This is a genomic window from Campylobacter sp. BCW_4332, assembly GCF_001763175.1.
Taxonomy (GTDB): Bacteria; Campylobacterota; Campylobacteria; order Campylobacterales; family Campylobacteraceae; genus Campylobacter_D; species Campylobacter_D jejuni.
This window is the reverse complement of sequence record NZ_MJYF01000024.1, coordinates 21,757-45,155: the sequence shown is the minus strand read 5'-3', so window position 1 is coordinate 45,155 and position 23,399 is coordinate 21,757. Positions and strand designations below refer to the sequence as shown.

At 30.7% G+C, this 23,399-nt stretch carries 24 protein-coding genes and 1 pseudogene; 20 read left to right on the top strand and 5 right to left on the bottom strand.

Going from position 1 to position 23,399, the window contains the following annotated elements; all coding sequences use genetic code 11:
- The 10 genes and pseudogenes from purC to AJN64_RS01800 all read left to right on the top strand — a co-directional run bounded on the left by purC (position 1) and on the right by AJN64_RS01800 (position 8,262).
- The gene (gene purC / locus AJN64_RS01845; protein ID WP_002880951.1) at positions 1–711 is read left to right on the top strand and encodes a phosphoribosylaminoimidazolesuccinocarboxamide synthase; all 711 of its coding nucleotides are present in this window, start codon (positions 1–3) and stop codon (positions 709–711) included.
- Positions 712–719: 8 nt separating this feature from the next.
- A complete protein-coding gene (gene purS, locus AJN64_RS01840) occupies positions 720–965 on the top strand; it encodes a phosphoribosylformylglycinamidine synthase subunit PurS (protein WP_002880952.1) in 246 nt (81 codons plus the stop codon).
- A gap of 1 nt (position 966) precedes the next feature.
- Positions 967–1,639 (top strand): annotated as a pseudogene (gene purQ, locus AJN64_RS01835) (phosphoribosylformylglycinamidine synthase I).
- On the top strand, positions 1,611–2,807 hold the full coding sequence (locus tag AJN64_RS01830) for an SH3 domain-containing protein (RefSeq protein WP_044779934.1): 1,197 nt from the start codon (positions 1,611–1,613) through the stop codon (positions 2,805–2,807). Before purQ ends, AJN64_RS01830 begins: the two are co-directional and overlap by 29 nt.
- Entirely contained in the window at positions 2,788–3,480 is a 693-nt protein-coding gene (locus AJN64_RS01825; protein WP_044778765.1) for a lysophospholipid acyltransferase family protein, read from the top strand. Before AJN64_RS01830 ends, AJN64_RS01825 begins: the two co-directional genes overlap by 20 nt.
- The gene (gene crcB / locus AJN64_RS01820; RefSeq protein WP_002855143.1) at positions 3,474–3,842 is read left to right on the top strand and encodes a fluoride efflux transporter CrcB; all 369 of its coding nucleotides are present in this window, start codon (positions 3,474–3,476) and stop codon (positions 3,840–3,842) included. The genes AJN64_RS01825 and crcB overlap by 7 nt, the downstream gene beginning before the upstream one ends.
- A 72-nt stretch (positions 3,843–3,914) precedes the next feature.
- Positions 3,915–5,741 (top strand): molecular chaperone HtpG, encoded by a 1,827-nt coding sequence (gene htpG, locus AJN64_RS01815; protein ID WP_002921604.1) that lies wholly within the window; start codon positions 3,915–3,917, stop codon positions 5,739–5,741.
- Complete coding sequence (locus tag AJN64_RS01810) at positions 5,738–6,055, top strand: rhodanese-like domain-containing protein (protein WP_002861250.1); 318 nt, start codon at positions 5,738–5,740, stop codon at positions 6,053–6,055. Before htpG ends, AJN64_RS01810 begins: the two co-directional genes overlap by 4 nt.
- Positions 6,055–6,489 carry a hypothetical protein gene (locus AJN64_RS01805; RefSeq protein WP_070248437.1) on the top strand — a complete coding sequence of 145 codons (435 nt, stop codon included), beginning with the start codon at positions 6,055–6,057 and terminating at the stop codon, positions 6,487–6,489. The genes AJN64_RS01810 and AJN64_RS01805 overlap by 1 nt, the downstream gene beginning before the upstream one ends.
- A gap of 3 nt (positions 6,490–6,492) precedes the next feature.
- Positions 6,493–8,262 (top strand): Na/Pi cotransporter family protein, encoded by a 1,770-nt coding sequence (locus tag AJN64_RS01800; protein WP_070292589.1) that lies wholly within the window; start codon positions 6,493–6,495, stop codon positions 8,260–8,262.
- Here AJN64_RS01800 and AJN64_RS01795 read toward each other — a convergent pair.
- The 5 genes from AJN64_RS01795 to mltG form a co-directional block, all read right to left on the bottom strand.
- Complete coding sequence (locus AJN64_RS01795; RefSeq protein ID WP_053872541.1) at positions 8,259–10,067, bottom strand: peptidoglycan D,D-transpeptidase FtsI family protein; 1,809 nt, start codon at positions 10,065–10,067, stop codon at positions 8,259–8,261. The two genes, AJN64_RS01800 and AJN64_RS01795, sit on opposite strands and share 4 nt — an antisense overlap.
- Before the next feature lie 6 nt (positions 10,068–10,073).
- Entirely contained in the window at positions 10,074–10,370 is a 297-nt protein-coding gene (gene fliE / locus AJN64_RS01790) for a flagellar hook-basal body complex protein FliE (protein ID WP_002856884.1), read from the bottom strand.
- A 6-nt stretch (positions 10,371–10,376) separates the two neighbouring features.
- Positions 10,377–10,871, bottom strand: coding sequence for a flagellar basal body rod protein FlgC (flgC, locus tag AJN64_RS01785; RefSeq protein ID WP_002855235.1), 495 nt, complete (start codon positions 10,869–10,871; stop codon positions 10,377–10,379).
- Between the two features lie 9 nt (positions 10,872–10,880).
- Positions 10,881–11,312 (bottom strand): flagellar basal body rod protein FlgB, encoded by a 432-nt coding sequence (gene flgB, locus AJN64_RS01780; RefSeq protein ID WP_053872540.1) that lies wholly within the window; start codon positions 11,310–11,312, stop codon positions 10,881–10,883.
- Positions 11,313–11,391: 79 nt separating this feature from the next.
- Complete coding sequence (gene mltG, locus AJN64_RS01775; protein WP_053872539.1) at positions 11,392–12,393, bottom strand: endolytic transglycosylase MltG; 1,002 nt, start codon at positions 12,391–12,393, stop codon at positions 11,392–11,394.
- On the opposite strand from mltG, the gene AJN64_RS01770 reads away from it, so the two are divergent.
- From AJN64_RS01770 to AJN64_RS01725, 10 genes are all read left to right on the top strand, one after another.
- Positions 12,308–14,878 carry a DUF3971 domain-containing protein gene (locus AJN64_RS01770; RefSeq protein ID WP_070292588.1) on the top strand — a complete coding sequence of 857 codons (2,571 nt, stop codon included), beginning with the start codon at positions 12,308–12,310 and terminating at the stop codon, positions 14,876–14,878. The two genes, mltG and AJN64_RS01770, sit on opposite strands and share 86 nt — an antisense overlap.
- A 115-nt stretch (positions 14,879–14,993) precedes the next feature.
- Positions 14,994–17,198: an NADP-dependent isocitrate dehydrogenase gene (locus AJN64_RS01765; RefSeq protein WP_070292587.1), complete on the top strand. Its 2,205-nt coding sequence runs from the start codon at positions 14,994–14,996 to the stop codon at positions 17,196–17,198.
- Positions 17,195–18,097, top strand: coding sequence for a malate dehydrogenase (locus AJN64_RS01760; RefSeq protein WP_070292586.1), 903 nt, complete (start codon positions 17,195–17,197; stop codon positions 18,095–18,097). The genes AJN64_RS01765 and AJN64_RS01760 overlap by 4 nt, the downstream gene beginning before the upstream one ends.
- A complete protein-coding gene (gene sucC / locus AJN64_RS01755; protein WP_070292585.1) occupies positions 18,098–19,261 on the top strand; it encodes an ADP-forming succinate--CoA ligase subunit beta in 1,164 nt (387 codons plus the stop codon).
- Positions 19,262–19,270: 9 nt separating this feature from the next.
- Positions 19,271–20,140, top strand: coding sequence for a succinate--CoA ligase subunit alpha (gene sucD, locus AJN64_RS01750; RefSeq protein ID WP_002855278.1), 870 nt, complete (start codon positions 19,271–19,273; stop codon positions 20,138–20,140).
- Positions 20,141–20,152: 12 nt separating this feature from the next.
- Positions 20,153–20,464, top strand: a complete 312-nt coding sequence (locus tag AJN64_RS01745) for a 4Fe-4S binding protein (RefSeq protein ID WP_002854819.1) — start codon at positions 20,153–20,155, stop codon at positions 20,462–20,464.
- Positions 20,465–20,472: 8 nt separating this feature from the next.
- A complete protein-coding gene (locus AJN64_RS01740; RefSeq protein WP_002921590.1) occupies positions 20,473–21,597 on the top strand; it encodes a 2-oxoglutarate synthase subunit alpha in 1,125 nt (374 codons plus the stop codon).
- The gene (locus AJN64_RS01735; protein ID WP_002854895.1) at positions 21,598–22,443 is read left to right on the top strand and encodes a 2-oxoglutarate ferredoxin oxidoreductase subunit beta; all 846 of its coding nucleotides are present in this window, start codon (positions 21,598–21,600) and stop codon (positions 22,441–22,443) included.
- Positions 22,440–22,997, top strand: a complete 558-nt coding sequence (locus AJN64_RS01730; RefSeq protein WP_070292584.1) for a 2-oxoacid:acceptor oxidoreductase family protein — start codon at positions 22,440–22,442, stop codon at positions 22,995–22,997. Before AJN64_RS01735 ends, AJN64_RS01730 begins: the two co-directional genes overlap by 4 nt.
- A 138-nt stretch (positions 22,998–23,135) precedes the next feature.
- Entirely contained in the window at positions 23,136–23,399 is a 264-nt protein-coding gene (locus AJN64_RS01725; RefSeq protein ID WP_002854834.1) for a DUF2018 family protein, read from the top strand.

Sequence of the window (23,399 nt, the reverse complement as noted above, 5' to 3'; positions counted from 1 at the left end):
ATGACAAAAAAAGAAATGCTCTACGAAGGAAAAGGTAAAAAACTTTTCAAAACTGATGATGAAAATTTACTAATTAGTGAGTTTAAAGATGATTTAACTGCTTTTAATGCAGAAAAAAGAGGCAATGAAAGTGGAAAAGGCGCATTAAACTGTAAAATCAGTACTGAAATTTTTCATTTGCTTGAAAAAAATGGGATTAAAACCCATTTGGTAGAAACTATAAGCGATACAGAACAAGTGGTTAAAAAATGTAAAATTGTTCCTATTGAAGTTATAGTACGCAATGTTGCAACAGGTTCTCTTACAAAAAGACTGGGCATTAAAGATGGCACTGTACTACCTTTTGCTTTGGTGGAATTTTGTCTTAAAGATGATGCCTTAGGCGATCCTTTTATCAATGATGAGCATTGTTTGATTTTAAATTTAGTGCAAAATGAAGCTCAAATTAGTGAAATTAAAAATATAGCTAGAAAGATTAACTCTATTTTAACTCCATTTTTTGACAATAAGAATTTAAGGCTGATTGACTTTAAAATCGAACTGGGTTTAACTAAAGATAATGAGCTTGTTTTAGCTGATGAAATAAGTCCTGATAGTTGTAGATTTTGGGATAAATTTAGTAATGAAAAATTAGACAAAGATAGATTTCGTCAAGATCTAGGTAATGTAAAAATGGCTTACGAAGAAGTTTTAAAAAGAATATTAAATTAAGGAAAAATATGGAAGTTATTGTAAATATTTCTTTAAAAAATGGGGTTTTAGATCCACAGGGCAAAGCGGTGGAAAAAGCTTTGCATTCTTTAAATTTTAATAGCATAAAAGAAGTAAAAATAGCAAAACAAATCAAAATTTCTCTTGATGAGAAAGATGAAAAATTAGCCAAAGAACAAGTCAAAAAAATGTGTGAAGAGTTGTTGGTAAATAGCGTCATTGAAGATTATGAGCTTGTAATTGAGAAAGAGTAAAATGAAAGTTGCTATTATTAGATTTCCAGGGACAAATTGTGAATTTGATACAGCTTATGCCTTTGAAAAACTTGGAGTAAAAACGCAGATTGTTTGGCATGAAGAAAAAGAATTTGATGCAGATTTAGTTGTTTTGCCAGGCGGATTTTCTTATGGAGATTATCTAAGATGTGCAGCTATTGCAAAACTTGCTCCTGTTATGCAAGGTGTTTTTAATCATGCAAAAAAGGGAGGATATATCTTAGGTATTTGCAATGGTTTTCAAATTTTACTTGAAAGCGGTCTTTTAAAAGGTGCAATGAAGCATAACAACAATCTTAGCTTTATCTCAAAAAACCAAAATTTAAGAGTAGTTTCTAATGATAATGCCTTTTTGAAAAATTTCAAAAAAGATGAAATTATTAATTTGCCAATTGCCCATGGAGAGGGAAATTATTACGCTGATGAGGCTACTTTAAAAGAATTGCAAGATAAAGATCTTATTACTCTAAAATACGAGTCAAATCCAAATGGTTCTGTATTTGATATCGCAGGAATTTGTGATGAAAACAAAAAAATCTTTGGACTCATGCCACATCCTGAGCGTGCTTGTGAAAAAGTTCTAGGTAATGAACTAGGTTTGAAAATGCTTAAAGGCTTTTTATTTTGAAAATTTTATTAACTTTAGTTTTTAGTGTTGTTGTATTGTTCGGCAGAGGTGAAATTTCTGTATTTAGCGGCCAAGATGAAAATATGCAAAAAGAATTACAAAAATTACCCCAAGAAGAACAAAAAATTTATCAAAATATTCCGCCAAGCGATGAAAATAATGACTTTGAAAGCAATGTAGATGATCCTTTTATAGCTAAAGGGAGTTTGGTTCTTACAAATGATGAATATCCAAGTAGGGTATATGTTGGAGAAGTTTTTCCTATTACGATCTATGCTCGCACTACGGAAAATACAAAATTTGATTTTAACATAAGCGTAGAAAAAACTAATTTATCTTTTTTAAATCCAGATGCAAAATGGGAATTTATCAATAACGAATATAAAACAACTTTATGGTTTGAAGCTAAAAATTCAAATGCTAGTTTGAGTAAAATTTCTATCAAACTTCTTAGAAATAATGAAGCTTTTCAAGAGGCTGATATCAATCTTAATCCTATCAAATTTGAAAATACTTTATCCAATAAAGATTTTTCACACCTTGTGGCAAGTTCTTTGGAAATTAAAAAAGTTAAAGCGAGTTATTTTGATGATGCTAATATCATTATGATGGTAGAACTAAACGCAACCAATACAAATCTTAAAAGCTTTTTTATAGAAGGAATTCAAAAGCAAGGCATTGAAAATTTAAAAGGGGATTTTAATGCTTCTAGTGCTTTTTATTATGCTATTTTGCCATTAAGTAAAACAAATTTTGAATTTTCGTATTTCAATAAGGACAGTAAAAAGCTTGAAAATATAAATTTAAAACTAAAAATTAGTGACGATGAGATCAGCACTCAGAGTGATTTAAATCCTGTAAATAAAGACTTAAATATTTATAAACAATATACCTTATGGTTTTTAGCGGTTTTATTTGGAGCTTTATTTGTATGGAGAAAAAATTACATTATTCTGGCTTTGGCAGTTGTTTGTTTTGCGCTTAGTTTTCTTGTAGATACCAATACTCAAAATGCAATTATCAAGGCTGGTTCTAGGGCTAAAATTTTACCTACAGAGCCTTCAACTTATTTTTATACGGCAAATGCAGATGAAAAAGTAGAAGTTTTAGGCAAAAGACAAAATTATATTAAAGTACTGTTTTCTGATGGAAAAATAGGTTGGGTTAATAAAGATGATTTACAAAAAAATTAAAGCTCTTTATTTTTGGATTTTTTTTGTTTTAAGCGTTGCTTTGGTGGTTTTTTGTTTTTACTTTACAAAATCTCAAAACACACTTTGGAAAATCCGCAAAATTTGGGCTAAATTTCAAAGATATACCATCTCTTATAAACAAGAAATCATTGGTACTTTTAATCCACAAGCTCAGATGATTTTAATGAATCATCAAAGTGCTTTAGATATCATTGCTTTAGAAGAATTATATCCTAAAAATTTATGCTGGATTGCCAAAAAAGAATTAGGAGAAATTCCTATTTTCAAAGTCGCTATGAAAAAACCAAAACTTCTTTGTATAGATAGAAAAAATCCGCGTGATTTGGTACGAGTTTTAAAAGAAGCAAAAGAAAGAATTAGCGAAGATAGGGTTTTGGCTATTTTTCCAGAAGGAACTAGATCTAAAAATGAAAAAATGCTTAAATTTCAAAGTGGAGCAAAAATTTTAAGTGAAAAATTAAATCTTAAAGTTCAGCCTATTTTAATTGTGGATTCTGCAAAAATTTTAGACACAAAAAGTTTTAGTGCAAGCAGTGGAGTACTTAAAATCATTTGTATGGATTTAGTCGATACAAATGATGAAAAATGGCTTGAAAACACCAGAAAAAAAATGCAAGAATTGCTCGAGCAAGAAAGAGCTAAGCTTTGCTAAATACCCTTTTAGTTGTTGGTTTTGGGGGATTTATAGGGGCAATCTTAAGAATGCTTTCTATAAATTTAGTGAATAAATTTTTTCCTTATTCTATCAGCCTTGGAACTCTTTTTGTTAATGTTTTGGGTTCTTTTATCATAGGACTTTTGTTTTCTTATGCCCAAAATAAAGGTTTATCTCCTTTGCTTAAAAGCTTTATAAGTACAGGTTTTTTAGGAGCTTTTACAACTTTTTCTACTTTTTCTTATCAAAATTTACTTCTTTTGCAAAGTGGAAATTATCTTCATTTTGCGTTAAATATTATCTTAAATGTCTTTCTTTGTTTATTTGCCGCATGGCTTGGTTTTATAATTTTCAAATAAATCTTTAAATTTACTTTAGAATTTGTATTTTTTGCTAAAATACCACTTTAAAAAATTACAAAGGAGATTAAAATGCAATTTCAAACCGAAGTAAATCAGCTTTTACAGCTTATGATACACTCTTTATATTCTAATAAAGAAATTTTTTTAAGAGAACTTATTTCAAACGCAAGCGACGCTTTAGATAAGCTTAATTTTTTGAGCGTAAGTGATGATAAATATAAAAGCTTAAAATTCGAACCTAAAATTGAAATCAAAATTGACAAAGATAAAAAAACTTTAAGCATTAGTGATAATGGTATAGGTATGGATAAAGATGATCTTATCAACAACCTTGGAACCATAGCAAAAAGCGGTACTAAAAGCTTTTTAGAAAATTTGAGCGGTGATGCTAAAAAAGATTCTCAACTCATAGGACAATTCGGAGTAGGTTTTTATTCTGCTTTTATGGTGGCTAGTAAAATCGAAGTTTTAAGTAAAAAAGCTTTAGATGATAAAGCTTATCTTTGGAGTTCTGATGCAAATGGTTATGAGATTGATGACGCAAACAAAGAAGAACAAGGAACAAGCATTACTTTATATTTAAAAGATGATGAGTTTGCTAATACTTATAAAATCGAAAGCATTATTGAAAAATATTCTAATCATATTCAATTTCCAATTTTCATGGAAAAAGAAGAATTTACTCCTGCTAAAGAAGGCGAAGAAGAAGGGAAAACTGAACTTAAAATTTCTCAAATCAATAAAGCCAATGCTTTATGGAGAATGCAAAAATCAAGCCTTAAAGCAGAAGATTATGAAAGATTTTATGAGCAAAATTTTCATGATTCAAACAAACCTTTACTTTATCTTCACACTAAAAGCGAAGGAAAATTAGAATACAATTCTTTATTTTTCATACCACAAAATGCACCTTTTGATTTATTCCGTGTGGATTATCAAAGTGGCTTAAAACTTTATGTAAAACGCGTATTTATCAGTGATGACGATAAAGAACTTTTACCAACTTATTTGCGTTTTGTGCGTGGGATTATCGATGTAGAAGATTTGCCGCTTAATGTAAGCCGTGAAATTTTACAAGAAAATCAAATTTTAAAAGGTGTTAAAGAAGCTAGCGTTAAAAAGATTTTAGGTGAACTTGAAAAACTAAAAAACAATGATAAAGAAAAATACTTATCTTTCTTTAAAACCTTTGGCAAGGTATTAAAAGAAGGACTTTATGGTTTTGGTGGAGAAAAAGATGGTCTTTTAAAACTCATGCTTTATAAAAGCACTAAAGGTGAAAATTTACGCTCTTTAGAGGAGTATAAAAATGACCTTCAAGGCGAACAAAAGGAAATTTTTTATATAGCAGGAAATAATGAAAGTTTATTAAGAACTTCTCCTTTACTTGAAGAGTATAAACAAAAAAATATAGAAGTTTTACTCATGGACGATGAGATTGATTCTTTAGTAACTCCTATGCTAGAATTTGAAGGTTTGAAATTTGTAGCCATCAATCAAGTAGAAGATAAAAATGAACTAAGCGATGAAGAAAAAAATACTTTTGCTCCACTTGTAGCTAAATTTAAAGAACTTCTAAAAGATCAAGTTGAAGATGTAAGACTAACCAGTCGTTTAAAAGATAGCCCAAGTTGTATAGTTTATGATAAAAATAAACCTGATTTTGCTATGCAACAACTCTTAAAACAAATGGGTCAAGAACAAAATTTCAAACCTATTTTAGAAATCAATCCAAAACACGCTATTTTTACAGGTCTTAAAAACAACGAAACCTTTAGCGCAGATATAGCAACCCTAGTTTTAAATATGGCAAAACTAAGCGAAGGTATGGGCGTGGATAATCCTGCTGAATTTAATGCAAGCCTTACAAAAATCATCAACAAGGCTTTTTCATGATAGAAAATATCCCTGCAAGTCTTTGGACAAAGCAAGATTTAAACGCATATCAAATTTTTGATGTGCGCACTCCTTTAGAATGGGAAGAAGGCATTTTACCTAATGCGCAATGTGTGGCTTTATATGATAATAAAGGGCTTTTAAATGCTAAATTTTTAGATGAATTTCAAAGTAAAAGAGATGAAAATAAAAAACTTGCTTTTATTTGTCGTAGTGGTCATAGAAGCATGGTTGCAGCTGAATTTATAGCCGAAAAATTGGGACTTGAAAGCATTAATTTAGATGGTGGCATGCTAGCCCTTAAGGGTTATTAATGCTAGGAATTTATTTACTCATAGCAGCTTTGTCTTTTTTAGCTCTTTATTTTGCTGTTAAAAAGCTTACTTTAAATATAGATGAGCGAACTCTTTTAGAGCCTATTAAAATGGATATTTATCCGAAATTTTGTGATTTAATCGATGAAAAAATCAGAGAATTTAAAGAAAATATCCAAAATACTAATTTAGCATTAAAAATTTCTTATCAAAAAGATGAATTTTTAGAAAAAATTGGGGATTTAAGCAGGGAGCTGACTTTCATACAAACCATGAATTTGAGTAATAAAAACGATAGTATTTGGCAAAATGAACTTTTTTCTTTTTTAAAAGAATTAGAAAATTTATTGCTTGAGTATCTAGAAAAAGGCGAAGAAGAAGCTGAAAATTTGAGGGAATTTCTGATGAATGAATTTGAAAAATTAAAAGGTTAGGTATTGCAAGAGGAAAGAAATTCTTTAAAATATTTTAAATTTATTTCATGGAGCATTTTTGCTTTAGTTCTGATTTTTATTTTAATTCGTTATGACGAGCTTGCCAATCTTTTAGCAGGAGTGGCAATACTTCTTATTGGAATGACTAATTTAGGTATAGGTTTTAAAGCTTTTAGTGGTGGTTTGCTTGAAAAAATTTTAGCAAAGTCAACTGATACAAAGATAAAAAGTATACTTTTTGGTACTTTAAGTACTTTAATTATGCAATCTTCAACTTTAGTTTCTATTATTACGATTTCTTTTTTGAGTGCAGGGCTTATTTCTTTAGGTGCGGGCATAGGGATTATTTTTGGAGCAAATTTAGGAAATACGGCAAGTTCTTGGCTGATTGTTGGTTTGACAAATATTAAAATTTCAATGTTAGCTATCCCACTTTTGATTATTGGAGTATTATTTTTCTTTCAAAAAGATAGTGTATTAAAGGGTTTGGGTAATATTTTTATTGGTATAGGATTTTTCTTTTTGGGTGTGGATTATATTAAAAGTGGTTTTGAAAATTTTAAACATATAATTGATCTTTCTCGCTTTGATTTTGCTGGTTTTAAAGGAGTTTTTGTTTTTTTAGGATTAGGTGCTTTGCTTACAGGAGTTATACAATCAAGCACAGCTACAATGGCTATTATTGTTGCTGCTTTACTTGCTGGACAAATCAGTTTGGAAAATTCCTTAGCAGCAAATTTAGGTACTAGTGTTGGAGGGGTTGTAACGGCTGTTTTAGCTTCTTTAAGTACCAATATTGAAGGAAAGAAATTAGCGTTTGCAAATTGTATTTTTAATTTTGGTATAGCTTTTTTAATAGTGCTTATTTTTCCTTATTTTATACATTTTCTTAATTTTTTATCCATTATATTAAACATAGAAGATATAGCTTTGAAAGTAGCATTATTTCACACTTTGTTTAATTTAATTGGTGTTGTGCTTTTTTCATTCTTTACTCCTCAAATTGTTCTTTTTTTAAATAAGATAGTAAAAGCTCCTAAAGATAAGAATAAAGACAAGCCTTTATATCTTGATAGTAGTTTGGTTAAGTTTAGTGACACAGCCATCGAAGCTTTAAGGAAAGAAAGCGAGCATCTTTATAACAATACCTATGCAATTGTTGCTCATGCTATAGGTTTTAGTCGTAAAGATATACAAAGTGATAAAAGTTTTAAAGAAATTTTAGAAAATAAAAGGTGGTTTAGTAAAAATGTGGATTTGGACTATTTGTATCAAACTAGGATAAAGGTTCTTTTTGAAGCTATTATTGATTTTTCAACTAAAGCACAAGTTTATATTAACGATGAAACAAAGAATCATAAAATTTTTACCTTTAAGATGGCAGCTAAAAATTTAGTCGAAACAACTAAAAATTTAAAAATTATCCAAGCAAATATTAAGAAATATTCTAGTTCTTCTAATGAATTTTTGGCTTTAGAGTATAATAAAATTAGATCGAATTTAGGAGAGCTTTTAAGAAGTATCGAAGAGCTTAGAGTGGTTGAAGATCGTGAAAAGCTTTATTTGATTATTAAAAATCTTCAAAAAGGAAAAGAAATTTTAAAAGAAATCGATACTTTAACCTTGAGCAATGTTGAACATCTTATTTCAGTAAGAAAAATCACAACAGCTGAAGGAATTTCAATACTTAATGATACAACTTTTGCTGCTAAGATTGCTGAAGAACTTATAGGTGCTGTTGAGGTGATATTTTCTAAAGATGTATCAAACTAGTTGTTTGTGTTAGTTTGGTTATTGTCTTGTATAGGCGTTAGAAATTCTTCATTGATTAAAATATCAACAACATCTTTAAACATAGGCAAAGCACTTTGTGCAGCATAATAACTATAGGGTTTAGTAGGATGTCTTACGAGAACTCCTATGGTATAGGCGTGATTTAAATCATTTGCAAAACCAAAAAAGGATGCATTGTAGCGATTTGAGGTGTAACCTTGTCTTTCGGCTATTCTTGCCGTTCCTGTTTTACCTCCTGCAATAATACCTTGTGTAATTGCCTTTTTTCCTGTTCCTTTTTCTATAACATTTATAAGAACATTTTGCATCGTTTTAGTGGCTTCGCTAGAAAGAATTTTTTCTTTTTTTACATCATTATCAAGATTTGTAAAGCGTCCATTTTGATAGAATTTTTCAGCTAAACGCGGTGTGATATAAAACCCATCATTGTTGAAAACATTATAAGCTGCAAGGAGTTGTATAAAGGTTGTTTTAAGTCCATAACCATAACTTAAAACAGATTTTTCTATATCTCTTAAGCGCTTAGGATTTGGAATTTCTCCTTTTTGTTCATAGGGTAGGTCAATACCACTTTTTTCGCCAAATTTAAATATTTTAAGTCCTGATACGATTTCTATATTGTTAAGTCTTTTAGCAATTTGTATCATGCCTATATTTGAAGAATATCTTATAACTTCCTCCATAGTCATTTTGTCCATTTTGTGATCGTCTTTGATGGTGAAACGTCCTAGCTTATAAGAACCGCCATAAGTATTAATTACTTCATCCATTTTTATTTTACCAAGTCTTAAGGCTGTTGTAAAGATAAAAGGTTTTATAACAGAACCTGCTTCATAGCCGTATTCTATAGCACTTGCATTAAGAACTGATAGATCTTTTCCACGATTTTGCGGGTCATAGCGCCTTGAGCTTGCTAAAGCTAAAATTCTTCCTGTTTTGCTTTCCATTACCCCAACGATGATTTCATTGGCTTTTAAATCCTCATTTCTTTGATCTATGGCTTTTTCTATGCTTTTTTGTAGTTTCAAAGAAAGATTTAAATATAAATCACAACCATTGATCTTTTTTTGTTGTAGTGAATTTAGATTTAAAATAATATTTCCACCTATATCTTTAAGTCCTTGAATTTTTTCATTTTGAACAGGACTTAGACATTCATCGTAGTATTTTTCTAAACCTTTAACTCCTATATTTTTTAAAATTCCACTTTCTGGATCTAATATCATTTTAGTATAACCGATAATAGGAGTAAAAGAATCTTTTGACATGTAAATTCTATCTTCTTCATGTTCGATGATATTTAATCCTCTTGTTTCAACTCTTCCAGAATTATTTGTAAAAGCTTTGAAAAAGCCTTGTATATAAAGTTTTTTAGCAAGGTCTTTAAGGTAGCTTGCTTGCTTGGAATCTAAGTTTTGTAAAAGAACAAAATTATAAGAACGTTTTTTTTGATTTTGCATTCTTTTTTTAATATCTGCTACTTGATCGTTACTTATCCCACTATAAATTTGAAAAAGCTTTAAAAATAGATCAAATTTATCTTTGTTAATACTTCTAAGATCAATTTCAGCGCGATAAATTTGTTTAGAACTTGTGATAGTAAAATTATCTTTAGTTATAATCGATCCTCTTAGAGCAAGAGCGTATTGATCTTTTTCAGTGTTAGGTATATGACGTTTTGATGTAAGAAAAAAAGTAGAGCTGATAAAAATAATCATAAACAAAAGTGCCATGCAGTAGGCAAAGGCAACTTTTGAAACCCTATTTTTTTTATATTCTTGCATTAGGGTTTAAATTTGAGTTCTTGTGATTTCTTTATAAGCACTGATCGCTTTATTTCTTACTTCTAGCATAAATTTCATACTGCTTTCAGCTTTAGTGATAGCTATAGCTGCTTGATGCAGATCTTTTACTTGTCCTGTGGCAATGTCTGTCATTGCAGCTTCTCCACTTTCTTGTGCTTTATTTAAATCATCGATTTCATTTTTAAGCATCTTGGCAAATTCATCACCAATTCCTGTGGAATTTTGACTTTTGTTGGTATTTGAAATATTATTATTTAATCTTAAATCATTAATATTGTTCATTTTTTATTATCCTCTTAATAAATCAATCGCACTTTGAGCTATAGTTTTTGCACTTGTAAAAGCACTTACATTCGCTTGATAAGCTCTTGTAGCTTCAATCAAATCTGCCATTTCAATAACAGGATTTACATTTGGATACGCTACATAACCTTCAGCATTTGCATCAGGATGGCTTGGATCATACTTCATGCGAAAATCTTTGTCATCTCTGACCACTTTATCCACTACAACACTTTGAATAGCAGGTTTAGCTTCTTCTGGCGAACTTGGATCATTTAAAGGATTTTCATATTTTAAAAAATTATTATCTTTGTTAATTTGCTCATTTAAAAGCTTATCAAAATCTGTTGCTTTAAAGATCACTTCGCGTCTTCTATAAGGCCCACCCTCAGCTGTTCTTGTAGTGTTTGCATTAGCTATATTAGAGCTAATAACATTCATTCTAAAACGTTGAGCACTTAAACCATAACCACTAATATCAAAATCACTTAAGTATGCCATAATTTACCTTTAACTTAATTTAGAGCTTGCATCAAGTATAGAACTAAAGATATTGCTTTGTCTTCTTAAAACTCCATCAAGAGCTGTTATCATAACTGTATTTTTACTCATTTCTGTGGTTTCCACATCTAGATCAACAGTATTTGCATCATTTCTTGCTAAATGTCCGTCTCTTAAGTAAATAGTAGATTTACTAGGATCTGGAAATTTCCAAGGTTTTTGATGTCCTTCTTCAGTTACAGCTAATTGCAATTCTTTATTATCATTTTTTTTAAAAATTTCATTTGCACGACTTACCAAAGCTGTTTCAAATTCAATATCTCTTGCTTTATAAAAAGGAGTATCAACATTTGCAAGATTGGCATTGATGAGTTGATTTCTTAGATTTCTACCCGCTAAAGCACCAGTAACTAGTTCTTTTGATTTAAATGGGTTGATCATTTTTTATCCTTTTTATAATTTTTAATATTAGCAAGCAAATACTGTTCCAATTTAACTATTTTGTATAAAAATATCAAAATTATTTTCCTTTTTGTAAATTTATGGCTTTATTGTGATCATCTATATTTGTGCTAAAAATATGAACTCCAGTATTTTTATCACGCACAAAATATAAATAATCTGTCTTTAAAGGAAAAATAGCTGCGCGAATAGCAGCTAAAGAAACATTACAAACCGCTTCTTTAGGCAATCCTGTAAATTTATAGGTATTATAAGAACTATTATCTTGTCTTATTCTTTGTGGGGTAACTTTTACATGGGAGTAAATTCCATAATTTAAAGTTCCATCCATTTGAAGCTTCATACCTTTTTTAAGTCGATTGTAAATTACGCTTGCAACTATAGGCATTTCATTTTCGTTAGCAGCTTCTTTTTGTATTACAGAAGCGATGATGATATATTGGTGCCATTTTTTTGGATTATAATCCCCAAAAATTTTCTCAGAAGTTTTTTTATTGGAAATTTCAGCATGGTTTAAAAGCATTTGAATGAGTAGATTTTCCGTAATGCCTTTTGGAATTTTATAAGTTTCTGGTAAAAAAACTCCTTCATCATAAGGAGCTTGAGCTTGAAATTCTTTTAAAAGTATATCTTTATCAAGTTCAAGTTGTTTGGCTGCTTGTTCTAAAAAGATTACACTTGTTTCCCCTGGGATAAGAGTAATGGTTTGAAGTGCTGCTTTAGCAATAGTGAGTTTATGTAGAAATTCAGCTCTATTTAAATCTTTTGTACCTATGTTGATCCAGCCTGATTGAGGGTGTCCTAAAAAAAATAAAATATATTTATCAATACTACTCATCTGATATTTATTTTGCTTTAAATATGTTATAATTTGAGAAATTGAACCTTGGGGAATAAATACCACAGAATTGCTTTTTAAAGGCTGAGTTAGATAATAAAAAATCCCCAAAATAAATATCAAAAAGAAGTTGCGTATGAAAAAGAAAATTTTATATATTGTTGTATTTTTTGTTGTGCTTATATTAGCTTTGTTTATAGTGCTTAAAAATGGGATTGTCATCTCTAGTATCCAATTTGATTTTTTAAAATTAGAACAATTATATATTAAATTAGATAAAAAATTAATTGTACGAGCAAAAAATATCACTATAAATGAGACTCAAAATTCCGAAATTTCATCACAAACTCACTCTTCTGATAATGCTTCAACAGAGATTTTAAAAATAACAAAAAATTTAAAATATCTATATACTTTTGTTGAAGAGATTGATATACAAAATTTAAATATAAAAGATAATCATGTGCGTATTTTATTTAAAGATAATGAATTTTTTATAGATAATGATTTATTGTTTTTAAAATTAACATTACAGCGTCAAAATAAAGAACTTATAGCTGGTATTAAAAAACTTTTATTAAAAGATTATGATTTAAATATTGATGGAAATTTAAGTATCAATACTAAGAGCGAGTTTTATTATTTTCAAGGTAGAGCAAGTGGAGAATTGCTTGACTTTAACGCAAGCATCTCTTACAAAGATAAAAATTTAGCTTATAAAATAGAAGATTTAAATATTAGAAATATTACGGAAATTTTTAAAAGAGTTAATAAAAGAATAGAACTTCCACAGAGTTTAAATCTTTGGATGGCATATAGGGCTAAGGGAGAATTTTATCATTTAGATTATTTGCAGGGCTTTATAGATTTTACTAAAAATAATTATTATTTAGACAATATTAGCGCATCAGGTTATGTTAATAATGTCAAAGTTCGCTTGGATGATAAAATGAATGCTATTGAAATTCCAAAACTCGATTTAAATTTAAACAAACAAAAGTTTGATTTTGTCTTTAATAAAGCTTTCTATAATGGTGCTGATTTAAGTTCTAGTAAGGTTTATCTATATGATTTATTTGATGAAAAAAAAGCTGGGATTTATTTGCGCATTAAGTCTAATAATCTAAAATTTGATGAAAAACTTGCTAAAGCTTTGGAAGATTATCATTTTTCATTACCTTTTTATCAAAAAAGCGGAAAAATTAAAAGTGATTTAGAGCTTAAAATTGATTTTCATGATAAGGGTGAAATTTCTTATAGTGGTATTTTAGCTTTAGAGAATGCTAGTATTTCTTTGGCTGATTTTAATATTACAAAAGCATTTGTAAAATTAAATCAAAATAATTTAAATATAGAAAATGCTAGTGTTGAAAATGGCTTTTTAAAAGCTGATTTTAATGCTAAATTTGACTTGCAAAAACAGCAAGGAAATTTCAATACTCAGATTTCAAGGCTTTATTTTGACAATGGGGAGCTTTTAGATTTAAAAAATCAAAATGTAGAAGTAAAATTAGATTATTCGCAAAATGTTAACATTAGCATTCCTCAGTGGAATTTGATTTTAAATTTTAAAGATGGACTTGAGGCTAATCTTAGTAATCCTAAGATTTTATTTTCATTTTCTCCATTGCTTAAAAAGTTTGGGTTTATCGATGCTAAAAATGTTTATTATAAAACTTTAAATTTTGAAGATTTTAATGCAAGCGTTAATGATGCTTATTTTAAAAATAATTTACTTATTAACGGTCAAACTCCTTATGAAAATGATAGCTTTGATATTGTAAAAAATAAGGGCATTATGGAAATTCATACTCAAAGTGATACAGCAAGTGCTAAAATAAGTTCTGATAATAAAGAAATTCATTTGAAAAATTTAAGTTATATTTATAGAAAAGGTTCCAACTCTTCAAATTCAACATTTGATATTTCTACTAATACCCAAAATATTAGTTTTGGTGGAGCAAATGTAGCTTTAATTTTGCCAGATTCTAATAAAACTTTGGCTTTTGATAAGGTAGAGGCTGATTTAAAAGGCAATGCTTTGGATCTTAAAGGTTCTAGAGGAAATGCAAAATTTGATCTTTATTATTCTTCTAATGATTTAAATTTAAACGTTAGCAATATTGATGATAATTATTTAAATGAGTTTTTACAAAAACAAGCTGTTCAAGATGGAGTGTTTAACTTAAGTATAAAAGGAAGTGGATTGGAGTATTTTGACGGACAGATCGATTTTAAAAACACTTATGTGAAGGATTTAAAAGGTGTAAATCAGCTTATTTCCTTTATTGATACTGTACCAAGTTTATTGATGTTTAAATCTCCAACTTTTAATCAAAAAGGTTTAAGCCTACATGATGGAAAGATTATTTTTAATAGAAAAAAAGATCTTTTAAGTGTTTCAGCTATTAATTTAAACGGCGATAGTGTAGATATATATGGTTTAGGATCAGCAAATTTAAGATTAAATACAGTGGATTTTAGTTTAGAGCTTAAAACTTTAAAATCAGCTTCAGAAGCTATATCCAAGGTTCCAATTTTAAATTATGTAATTTTAGGTAAAAATCAAGAAATTAGCACAAACTTAAAAATAGATGGAAGTATAGATGACCCTAAATTTCATACCGAAATTTTAACAGATACCCTAAAAACCCCTTTTAATCTTATTAAAAATATCATACAACTTCCTGCTAATTTACTTAATTAAAAATATTTAAAGTTTGTTTGAAAACTAAAACAAACTTTAAACTTACTCTTGCATTTTTTTTTATTTGTAATATACTTAAAAATGAAAATAAAAATAAGTTTTTAAAGGACTAAAAATGCAAATTACTTATACCTTAACAGATGAGTCCCCAGCTCTTGCGACTTATTCGTTTTTGCCTATAGTGAAAGCTTTTTTAAGTAGGGCGTATATAGGAGTAAAAACCTCGGATATTTCTTTATCTGGAAGGATTTTAGCTACTTTTAGTGAGTATTTAAAAGAGGAGCAAAGATGTGAAGATGCTTTAGAGCTTTTAGGCGAGCTTGTCAAAAGATCGGATGCAAATCTTATTAAAACCCCAAATATTTCAGCTTCTATTCCTCAGCTTAAGGCGGCGATTAAAGAATTGCAAGATAAGGGTTACATGTTACCAAATTACCCAGATGAGCCAAAAAATGATGAAGAATTGCAAATTAAAACAAAATATCAAAAAGTTTTAGGTTCAGCGGTTAATCCTGTATTAAGACAAGGAAATTCAGATCGTCGTTCAACAAAAGCGGTAAAAGACTATGCAAAAAACAATCCTTATCGTGTGGTTGAGTTTAATCCAAACTCAAAAACTCGTGTTTCTTACATGAAAGAAGGGGATTTTTTCTCTAATGAAAAAGCGGTTTTAATCGATCAAGATTGTGTGGCTAATATAGAATTTACAAGCGTTGATGGTAAAAATGAAATTTTAAAAGAGGGCTTAAAACTTGAAAAAAATGAAATTTTAGACGCTACTTTTATGGATGTGCAAAAACTTCAGGAATTTTATACAAAAGAAATTAAAGCAAGCAAAGATGATGATGTGCTTTTTTCTTTGCATTTAAAAGCTACAATGATGAAAGTAAGTGATCCTATACTTTTTGGCTATGCGGTAAAAGTATTTTTTAAAGAATTATTTATCGAATTTCAAGATGAATTTGAAAAATTAGGTATTAATCCAAATAATGGTTTAAGTGAGCTTTTAAGTAAGATCGAAAATTCAAGCAAAAAAGATGAAATTTTAAAAAAATACAATGAAATTTTAGCTAAATCTGCAGATATTTCTATGGTAAATTCAGATAAAGGCATCACAAATCTTCATGTTCCAAGCGATGTTATCGTTGATGCTTCTATGCCTGCAATGCTTAAAAATGGCGCAAGATTGTGGGATAAGGAAGGTAAGGAAAAGGACACAAATGCCGTAATTCCTGATCAAACTTACGCAACTATTTATGAGGCGGTTATTGAAGATTTGCATAAAAATGGTACTTTAAATCCTTCAAAACTTGGCAGTGTATCTAATGTAGGTTTAATGGCTAAAAAGGCTCAAGAATATGGCTCGCACGATAAAACCTTTGTGGCTAAAGAAGAAGGAGCTTTTAAAATAGTTTCTAACGGTAAAGTTTTATTAGAGCATAAGGTTAGAAAAGGTGATATTTATAGAGTCAATCAGGCTAAATTTGATGCGGTGCTAAATTGGATTGATTTAGGTATAGAAAGATCAGAACTTAGTGGAGCCGAAGCTATTTTTTGGTTAGATAGCAAAAGAGCTAGCAATAAAATCATGATAACTTTGGTACAAAATCGTTTAAAAGAAAAGGGTAGAAATATAGCCATTTTAGCTCCAAAAGAAGCTTGTTTAAGAAGTTTAGAGTTAATCCGAGAAGGTAAAGATGTTATTTCTATCACGGGTAATGTTTTAAGGGATTATTTAACCGATCTTTTTCCTATTTTAGAGCTTGGAACAAGTGCAAAAATGCTTTCTGTTGTGCCTATGTTAAAGGGTGGAGCTATGTTTGAAACAGGAGCAGGGGGTTCAGCACCTAAACAAGTAGAACAATTAGTCGAAGAAAATCATCTGCGTTGGGATAGTTTGGGTGAATTTTTGGCTTTGCAAGCAAGTTTGGAATTTTATGCAAATAAGTGTAGCAATCATAAAGCTAAGGTTTTAGCAGAATGTCTTGATGAGGCTATAGGCGAATGGCTTGAAAATAATAAAGCTCCATCAAGAAAAGTTAAAGAAGATGACAATAGAACAAGTCATTTTTACTTAGCAATGTATTTTGCAAATCATTTAGCAAGACAAGCAAGTGATATGGAGCTTCAAAGCTTTTTTAAAGATATTGCCCTAGAGCTTTCTTCTAATGAAGAAAAAATCAGAGCCGAATTTAATGATGCACAAGGTGTGAAAGTGGATTTGGGTGGATATTATAAATTTGATGATGAAAAAGCAAATAAAATCATGCGTCCAAGTGCAACTTTTAACGCTATTTTAGAAAAAATAGGACAAAGATGAAAATTACTGTTATAGGGGCTGGTAATGTGGGCTCAAGCGTAGCTTATGCTTTGATTTTAAGAGAAATAGCAAATGAAATTGTTTTAGTAGATATCAATGAGGATTTACTTTATGCAAAAGAACTAGAACTTACTCAAAGCATAGCTGCTTTAAATTTAAATATAGATTTACTTTGCACTCAAGATTATACTCATACCAAAAATTCAGATATAGTGCTTTTTAGTGCAGGTTTTGCTAGAAAAGATGGGCAAAGTAGAGAAGAATTGCTTCAGTTGAATACAAGCATTATGCTTGATTGCGCTAAAAAAATTAAAGATTTTACAGAAGATCCGCTTTTTATTATTTTAACTAATCCTGTGGATTTTCTACTTAATACTCTTTATGAAAGCGGAATTTTTTCATCAAAGAAAATTATAGCCATGGCGGGAGTTTTAGACAATGCAAGATTTAAGTATGAGCTTGCCAAAAAACTTAATGTCAAAATGTCAAGCGTGGATACAAGACTTATTGGTTTTCATAATGATGATATGGTTTTGGTAAAATCTTACGCAAGTGTTAAAAATAAAAATATAAGCGAATTTTTAAATGAAGAAGAATTTGATGATTTAGAAAATGAAGTAAAAACAGGTGGAGCTAAAGTAATCAAACATCTTAAAACTTCAGCTTATTTAGCCCCTGCTAGTGCTTGCATAAGAATGCTTGAGTCCATAAGAAGTGGCGAGTTTTTACCCATGAGTGTGATTTTACATGGAGAATTTGGAGTGCAAAACAAAGCCTTAGGAGTAATGGCAAGATTAGGACTTGAAGGTGTGATTGAAATCATGAAAATGGATCTTAGTTTGCAAGAAAAAGACAAATTAGAAAAATCTTTAATCAAATATCAATATAAAGGAGAATAAATGAACATACATGAGTATCAAGCAAAAGCAATTTTTACAGACAATGGCATCCCTACCTTAAAGGGAAAAGTTGCATTTAACGTAGATGAAGCTGTGGCTAATGCTAAAGAATTAGGCGGTAGTGTTTGGGCAGTTAAAGCTCAAATTCATGCAGGAGGCCGTGGTCTTGGTGGTGGTGTTAAAATCGCTAAGAATTTAGATGAGGTAAAAGATTACGCAAGTAAAATTTTAGGAATGAATTTAGTAACTCATCAAACAGGACCTGAAGGTAAGCTCGTGCAAAAACTTTATATAGAAAGTGGCGCTAATATAGTAAAAGAGTATTATTTGGCTATTTTATTTAATAGAATGGCAGAGCAAATTACCATTATCGCTTCAAGTGAAGGAGGGATGGATATAGAAAAAGTAGCCAAAGAAAGTCCTGAAAAAATTGCAAAAGTAGGCATTGATCCACAAATTGGTTTTAAAATGTTTCATGGACTTGAAGTAGCGAGAGTTTTAGGACTTGATAAAGATGAAGGCAAAAAACTCATTTCTATGATAGCTAAACTTTATAAGCTTTACATGGATAAAGATATGAATATGCTTGAAATCAATCCTTTAATTAAAACTGCAGAAGGGGATTTTTATGCCCTTGATGCAAAATGCAGTTTTGATGATAGTGCGCTTTATCGTCATCCTGAAATTGCTGAACTTAGAGATATTACTGAAGAAAATCCTGCTGAAAGAGAAGCGGCTGAATTTGGCTTAAGCTATGTGAAACTAGATGGAGATGTAGCTTGTATGGTAAATGGTGCGGGTCTAGCAATGGCAACTATGGATATTATTAATTATAGTGGTGCAAAACCTGCAAATTTCTTAGATGTAGGTGGGGGAGCTTCTCCTGAAACTGTTGCAAAGGCTTTTGAAATCATTTTAAGAGATAAGAATGTAAAAGTTATATTTATCAATATCTTTGGTGGTATTGTTCGTTGTGATAGGATAGCAAATGGAATTTTAGAAGCTACTAAGAATGTTGAGGTAAATATTCCAATTGTAGTGCGTCTTGATGGCACTAACGCAGCAGAAGCAAAGACAATTTTAGATAATTCAAATCTTAAAAATATCAAAGCAGCAACCAATCTTAAAAACGGTGCAGAGCTTGTAAAAAGTTTAGTAGGATAAGGATAGAAAATGAGTATATTGGTTAATAAAAATACAAAAGTAATAGTTCAAGGTTTTACAGGTAAAGAAGCAACTTTTCACGCTGAGCAATGCATGGCTTATGGTACAAATATAGTTGGAGGTGTCACACCTCATAAAGGCGGACAAACTCATTTAGGTAAACCAGTTTTTGATACCGTTGCAGATGCGGTTAAAGCAACAAAGGCTGATGTGAGCTTGATCTTTGTACCTGCTTTTGCTGTGGGTGATAGCGTGATTGAAGCAGCTGATGCGGGTATTAAGCTTGCAGTTGTAATCACCGAGCATACGCCTGTAAAAGATATGATGTTTGCTAAGCAATATGCTAATAAAAAGGGTATGAAAATCATTGGACCAAATTGTCCAGGTATTATCACTTCTGAAGAATGTAAGTTAGGTATTATGCCAGGTTTTATTTTTAAAAAAGGTTGCGTGGGGCTTATTTCAAAAAGTGGAACTTTAACTTATGAAGCTGCTAATCAGGTAGTTCAAGGTGGTTATGGAATTTCTACTGCAGTAGGAATTGGTGGTGATCCTATCATAGGTCTTGCTTATAAAGAACTTTTAAGTGAATTCCAAAAAGATGATGAAACTAAAGCTATTGTAATGATAGGTGAAATTGGTGGTAGTTTGGAAGTGGAAGCGGCTAAATTTATTAAAGAAAATATTAGCAAACCTGTGGTAGCATTCATTGCAGGTGCAACTGCTCCTAAAGGCAAAAGAATGGGACATGCAGGTGCCATAGTAGGAAGTGCTGATGAAAGCGCTGCAGCTAAAAAAGAAGCTTTGAAAAGTTATGGAATTCATGTGGTGGATTCTCCGGCTTTAATTGGTGAAGAAATTCAAAAAATATTAGGTTGATAAAGGAAAAACATGAGTATGACAGCTCCAAAAGATACCCCTGTTTGGGTAGATGAGCATAGATGTAAAGCATGTAATATTTGTGTTAGCTATTGCCCTGCTGGGGTTTTAGCTATGCGTGATGATGTGCATGCGGTTTTGGGACAAATGATAGAGGTGGTACACCCTGAATCCTGTATAGGCTGTACTGAGTGTGAGACACATTGCCCTGATTTTGCTATTATGGTGGCAAAAAGAGATGAATTTAAATTTGCCAAACTTACTGCTGAGGCTAAAGATAGAGCTGTAGCCGTAAAAAATAACAAATACAAAAAATTAGCATAGGAAAAATAATGAGAGAAGTTATAGCAACAGGTAATGTTTTAATCGCCAAAGCTGCGATTGATTGTGGATGTAAATTTTTTGGAGGTTATCCTATTACTCCTAGTAGTGAGATAGCTCATGAATTAAGCCATATGCTTCCTGCAAATGATGGAACTTTTATACAAATGGAAGATGAAATTTCAGGTATTAGCGTGGCTATTGGTGCGGCAATGAGTGGAGTAAAATCCATGACTGCAAGTAGCGGTCCAGGAATTTCTTTAAAAGCGGAGCAAATAGGACTTGCATTTATTGCTGAAATTCCACTTGTGATTGTAAATGTTATGAGAGGTGGTCCTTCGACAGGTCTTCCAACTCGTGTAGCACAAGGAGATTTGTTTCAAGCTAAAGCACCAACTCATGGGGATTTTGCAAGCATTGCTATTGCTCCTGCAAGTCTTGAAGAAGCTTATACAGAAACCATTAGAGCGTTTAATTTAGCTGAAAAATATATGACTCCAGTATTTTTACTTATGGATGAAACTGTAGGGCACATGAATGGTAAAGCGGTTTTACCTGATTTAAAAGATATTAAAGTGTATAACCGTAAAAAATTTGAAGGAGACAAAAAGGATTATAAACCTTATGCAGCAGGAGAAAATGAGCCTGCAACTTTAAATCCTTTCTTTACAGGTTATCGTTATCATGTTACAGGACTTCATCATGGAGATATAGGTTTTCCAACTGAAGATGGAGTTATAGTGAAAAAAAATATGGAAAGACTCATAGGTAAAATAAAAAACAATCAAGAAGATATTTGTGCTTATGAAGAGTATATGCTTAATGATGCTGAATTTTTAATCATTGCTTATGGAAGCGTAAGTCGTTCAGCAAAAGAAGCTATACAAAGATTAAGAGAGCAAGGGATTAAAGTGGGACTTTTCCGTCCAATTACTCTTTATCCAGTGGCTGAGAAAAAAATCGCTGAAGTTGTAAGCAAATTTAAAAAAGTAATGGTAAGCGAGCTTAATATGGGACAATATCTTGAAGAGATTGAAAGAGTAACTTCGCGTCGCGATTTTATTAGCTTGCACCGTGCAAATGGTCGTCCTATCACTCCAAGTGAAATTATTGCTAAGGTAAAGGAGAATATATAAATGGCTTTTAATTATGATGAATATCTAAGAGTAGATAAAATGCCTACTCAGTGGTGCTGGGGATGTGGTGATGGCGTTGTTTTAAAATGTATTATCCGTGCAATAGAAAAACTTGGTTGGAATATGGATGATGTTTGTCTTGTTTCGGGTATAGGTTGTAGTGGTAGAATGAGTTCTTATGTAAATTGCAATACAGTTCATACAACTCATGGTAGGGCAATAGCCTATGCAACAGGTATTAAATTAGCCAATCCTAGTAAACATGTTATTGTAGTAAGTGGAGATGGGGATACTTTGGCAATTGGTGGAAATCATACCATACATGGTTGTCGTAGAAATATTGATTTAACCCACATTGTGATCAATAATTTTATCTATGGACTTACGAATTCACAAACAAGCCCAACCACTCCAAAAGGTTTTTATACAGTAACAGCTCAATTTGGAAATATTGACCCTAATTTTGATGCGTGTGAATTAACTAAAGCTGCAGGAGCTTCTTTTGTGGCAAGGGGTAATGTGATCGAAGCTAATAAGCTTGAAAATTTAATTTATAAGGCTCTAGCGCATAAGGGTTATAGTTTTGTAGATGTTTTTTCAAATTGTCATATCAATCTAGGTAGAAAAAACAAAATGGGCGAAGCTGTAGCTATGCTTGATTGGATTAAAAATCGCGTTGTGGATAAAGCTAAATTTGAAAGCATGGATTTTGAAGAAAGAAAAGATAAATTTCCAACAGGAATTTTACATGAAGATAATTCTCAGCCAGAATACTGCCACGCTTATGAAGAAGTACGTCGTGCAGCCAAAGAAAAAAGAATGGTGGATTTAGGAGCTTTAAAATGAAATATCAATTAAGATTTGGCGGTGAAGGCGGACAAGGTGTTATCACCGCAGGAGAAATTTTAGCAGAAGCAGCCATTAAAGAAGGTCGCCAAGCTTTTAAGGCTTCAACTTATACTTCACAAGTGCGTGGTGGCCCTACTAAGGTGGATATTATCATTGATGATAAAGAAATTTTATTTCCTTATGCTGTAGAAGGGGAGATAGACTTTATGCTTTCGACTGCAGATAAGGGCTATAAAGGTTTTCGTGGCGGTGTAAAAGAAGGAGGCATCATAGTTGTAGAGCCAAATTTGGTACATCCTGAAAGTGAAGATTATAAAAAATGGCAAATTTTTGAAATTCCTATTATTACCATAGCTAAAGATGAGGTAGGAAATGTGGCTACTCAATCAGTTGTAGCACTTGCAATTGCTGCTTATATGAGCAAATGTATAGATTTAGATGTTTTAAAGGAAACTATGCTTCATATGGTTCCTGTAAAAACTCGTGACGCAAATGCTAAAGCTTTTGATTTGGGTGTAAAATACGCCACTCAAGCAAAACCACATTCATAATAAATTCCGCACCATGCGGAATTTAACTTCTAAAATTTTACATATTACAAATAAAATTTAAATTTTAATTATTTTAATTTAGCTACTTTTAACGATTAAAATTTTATAATCAAAAACTTATATTTTCAAGGAAAATTAATGGATTTTTTTGATGAAATGTTTAATAAAACTCCAAAAGAAAAATTTATAGAAATTATACAAAATGGAAATTTAGGAGCCTTAGAAAAAGTTTTTGAGGAATTTTTTGCTGATCATATTGCCATGGTAGAACTTTTAGAAAAACAAGGTTTAACAGAAATGGATGTAAAAAATTTCATATTAGAAAATGGTGATTTTATAGAAGAAAGGCAAAATGATATTTATATAGAATTAGGCGCAAAAATTTTAGGACACGAAGGCTAA

Coding starts and splice junctions, on each gene's coding strand:
- purC (WP_002880951.1), top strand. CDS start 1: ATGACAAAAAAAGAAATGCTCTACGAAGGAAAAGGTAAAAAACTTTTC.
- purS (WP_002880952.1), top strand. CDS start 720: ATGGAAGTTATTGTAAATATTTCTTTAAAAAATGGGGTTTTAGATCCA.
- AJN64_RS01825 (WP_044778765.1), top strand. CDS start 2,788: ATGATTTACAAAAAAATTAAAGCTCTTTATTTTTGGATTTTTTTTGTT.
- htpG (WP_002921604.1), top strand. CDS start 3,915: ATGCAATTTCAAACCGAAGTAAATCAGCTTTTACAGCTTATGATACAC.
- AJN64_RS01810 (WP_002861250.1), top strand. CDS start 5,738: ATGATAGAAAATATCCCTGCAAGTCTTTGGACAAAGCAAGATTTAAAC.
- AJN64_RS01805 (WP_070248437.1), top strand. CDS start 6,055: ATGCTAGGAATTTATTTACTCATAGCAGCTTTGTCTTTTTTAGCTCTT.
- AJN64_RS01795 (WP_053872541.1), bottom strand. CDS start 10,067: ATGCAAGAATATAAAAAAAATAGGGTTTCAAAAGTTGCCTTTGCCTAC.
- fliE (WP_002856884.1), bottom strand. CDS start 10,370: ATGAACAATATTAATGATTTAAGATTAAATAATAATATTTCAAATACC.
- flgC (WP_002855235.1), bottom strand. CDS start 10,871: ATGGCATACTTAAGTGATTTTGATATTAGTGGTTATGGTTTAAGTGCT.
- flgB (WP_053872540.1), bottom strand. CDS start 11,312: ATGATCAACCCATTTAAATCAAAAGAACTAGTTACTGGTGCTTTAGCG.
- AJN64_RS01770 (WP_070292588.1), top strand. CDS start 12,308: ATGAAAAAGAAAATTTTATATATTGTTGTATTTTTTGTTGTGCTTATA.
- mltG (WP_053872539.1), bottom strand. CDS start 12,393: ATGACAATCCCATTTTTAAGCACTATAAACAAAGCTAATATAAGCACA.
- AJN64_RS01765 (WP_070292587.1), top strand. CDS start 14,994: ATGCAAATTACTTATACCTTAACAGATGAGTCCCCAGCTCTTGCGACT.
- AJN64_RS01760 (WP_070292586.1), top strand. CDS start 17,195: ATGAAAATTACTGTTATAGGGGCTGGTAATGTGGGCTCAAGCGTAGCT.
- sucC (WP_070292585.1), top strand. CDS start 18,098: ATGAACATACATGAGTATCAAGCAAAAGCAATTTTTACAGACAATGGC.
- sucD (WP_002855278.1), top strand. CDS start 19,271: ATGAGTATATTGGTTAATAAAAATACAAAAGTAATAGTTCAAGGTTTT.
- AJN64_RS01745 (WP_002854819.1), top strand. CDS start 20,153: ATGAGTATGACAGCTCCAAAAGATACCCCTGTTTGGGTAGATGAGCAT.
- AJN64_RS01740 (WP_002921590.1), top strand. CDS start 20,473: ATGAGAGAAGTTATAGCAACAGGTAATGTTTTAATCGCCAAAGCTGCG.
- AJN64_RS01735 (WP_002854895.1), top strand. CDS start 21,598: ATGGCTTTTAATTATGATGAATATCTAAGAGTAGATAAAATGCCTACT.
- AJN64_RS01730 (WP_070292584.1), top strand. CDS start 22,440: ATGAAATATCAATTAAGATTTGGCGGTGAAGGCGGACAAGGTGTTATC.
- AJN64_RS01725 (WP_002854834.1), top strand. CDS start 23,136: ATGGATTTTTTTGATGAAATGTTTAATAAAACTCCAAAAGAAAAATTT.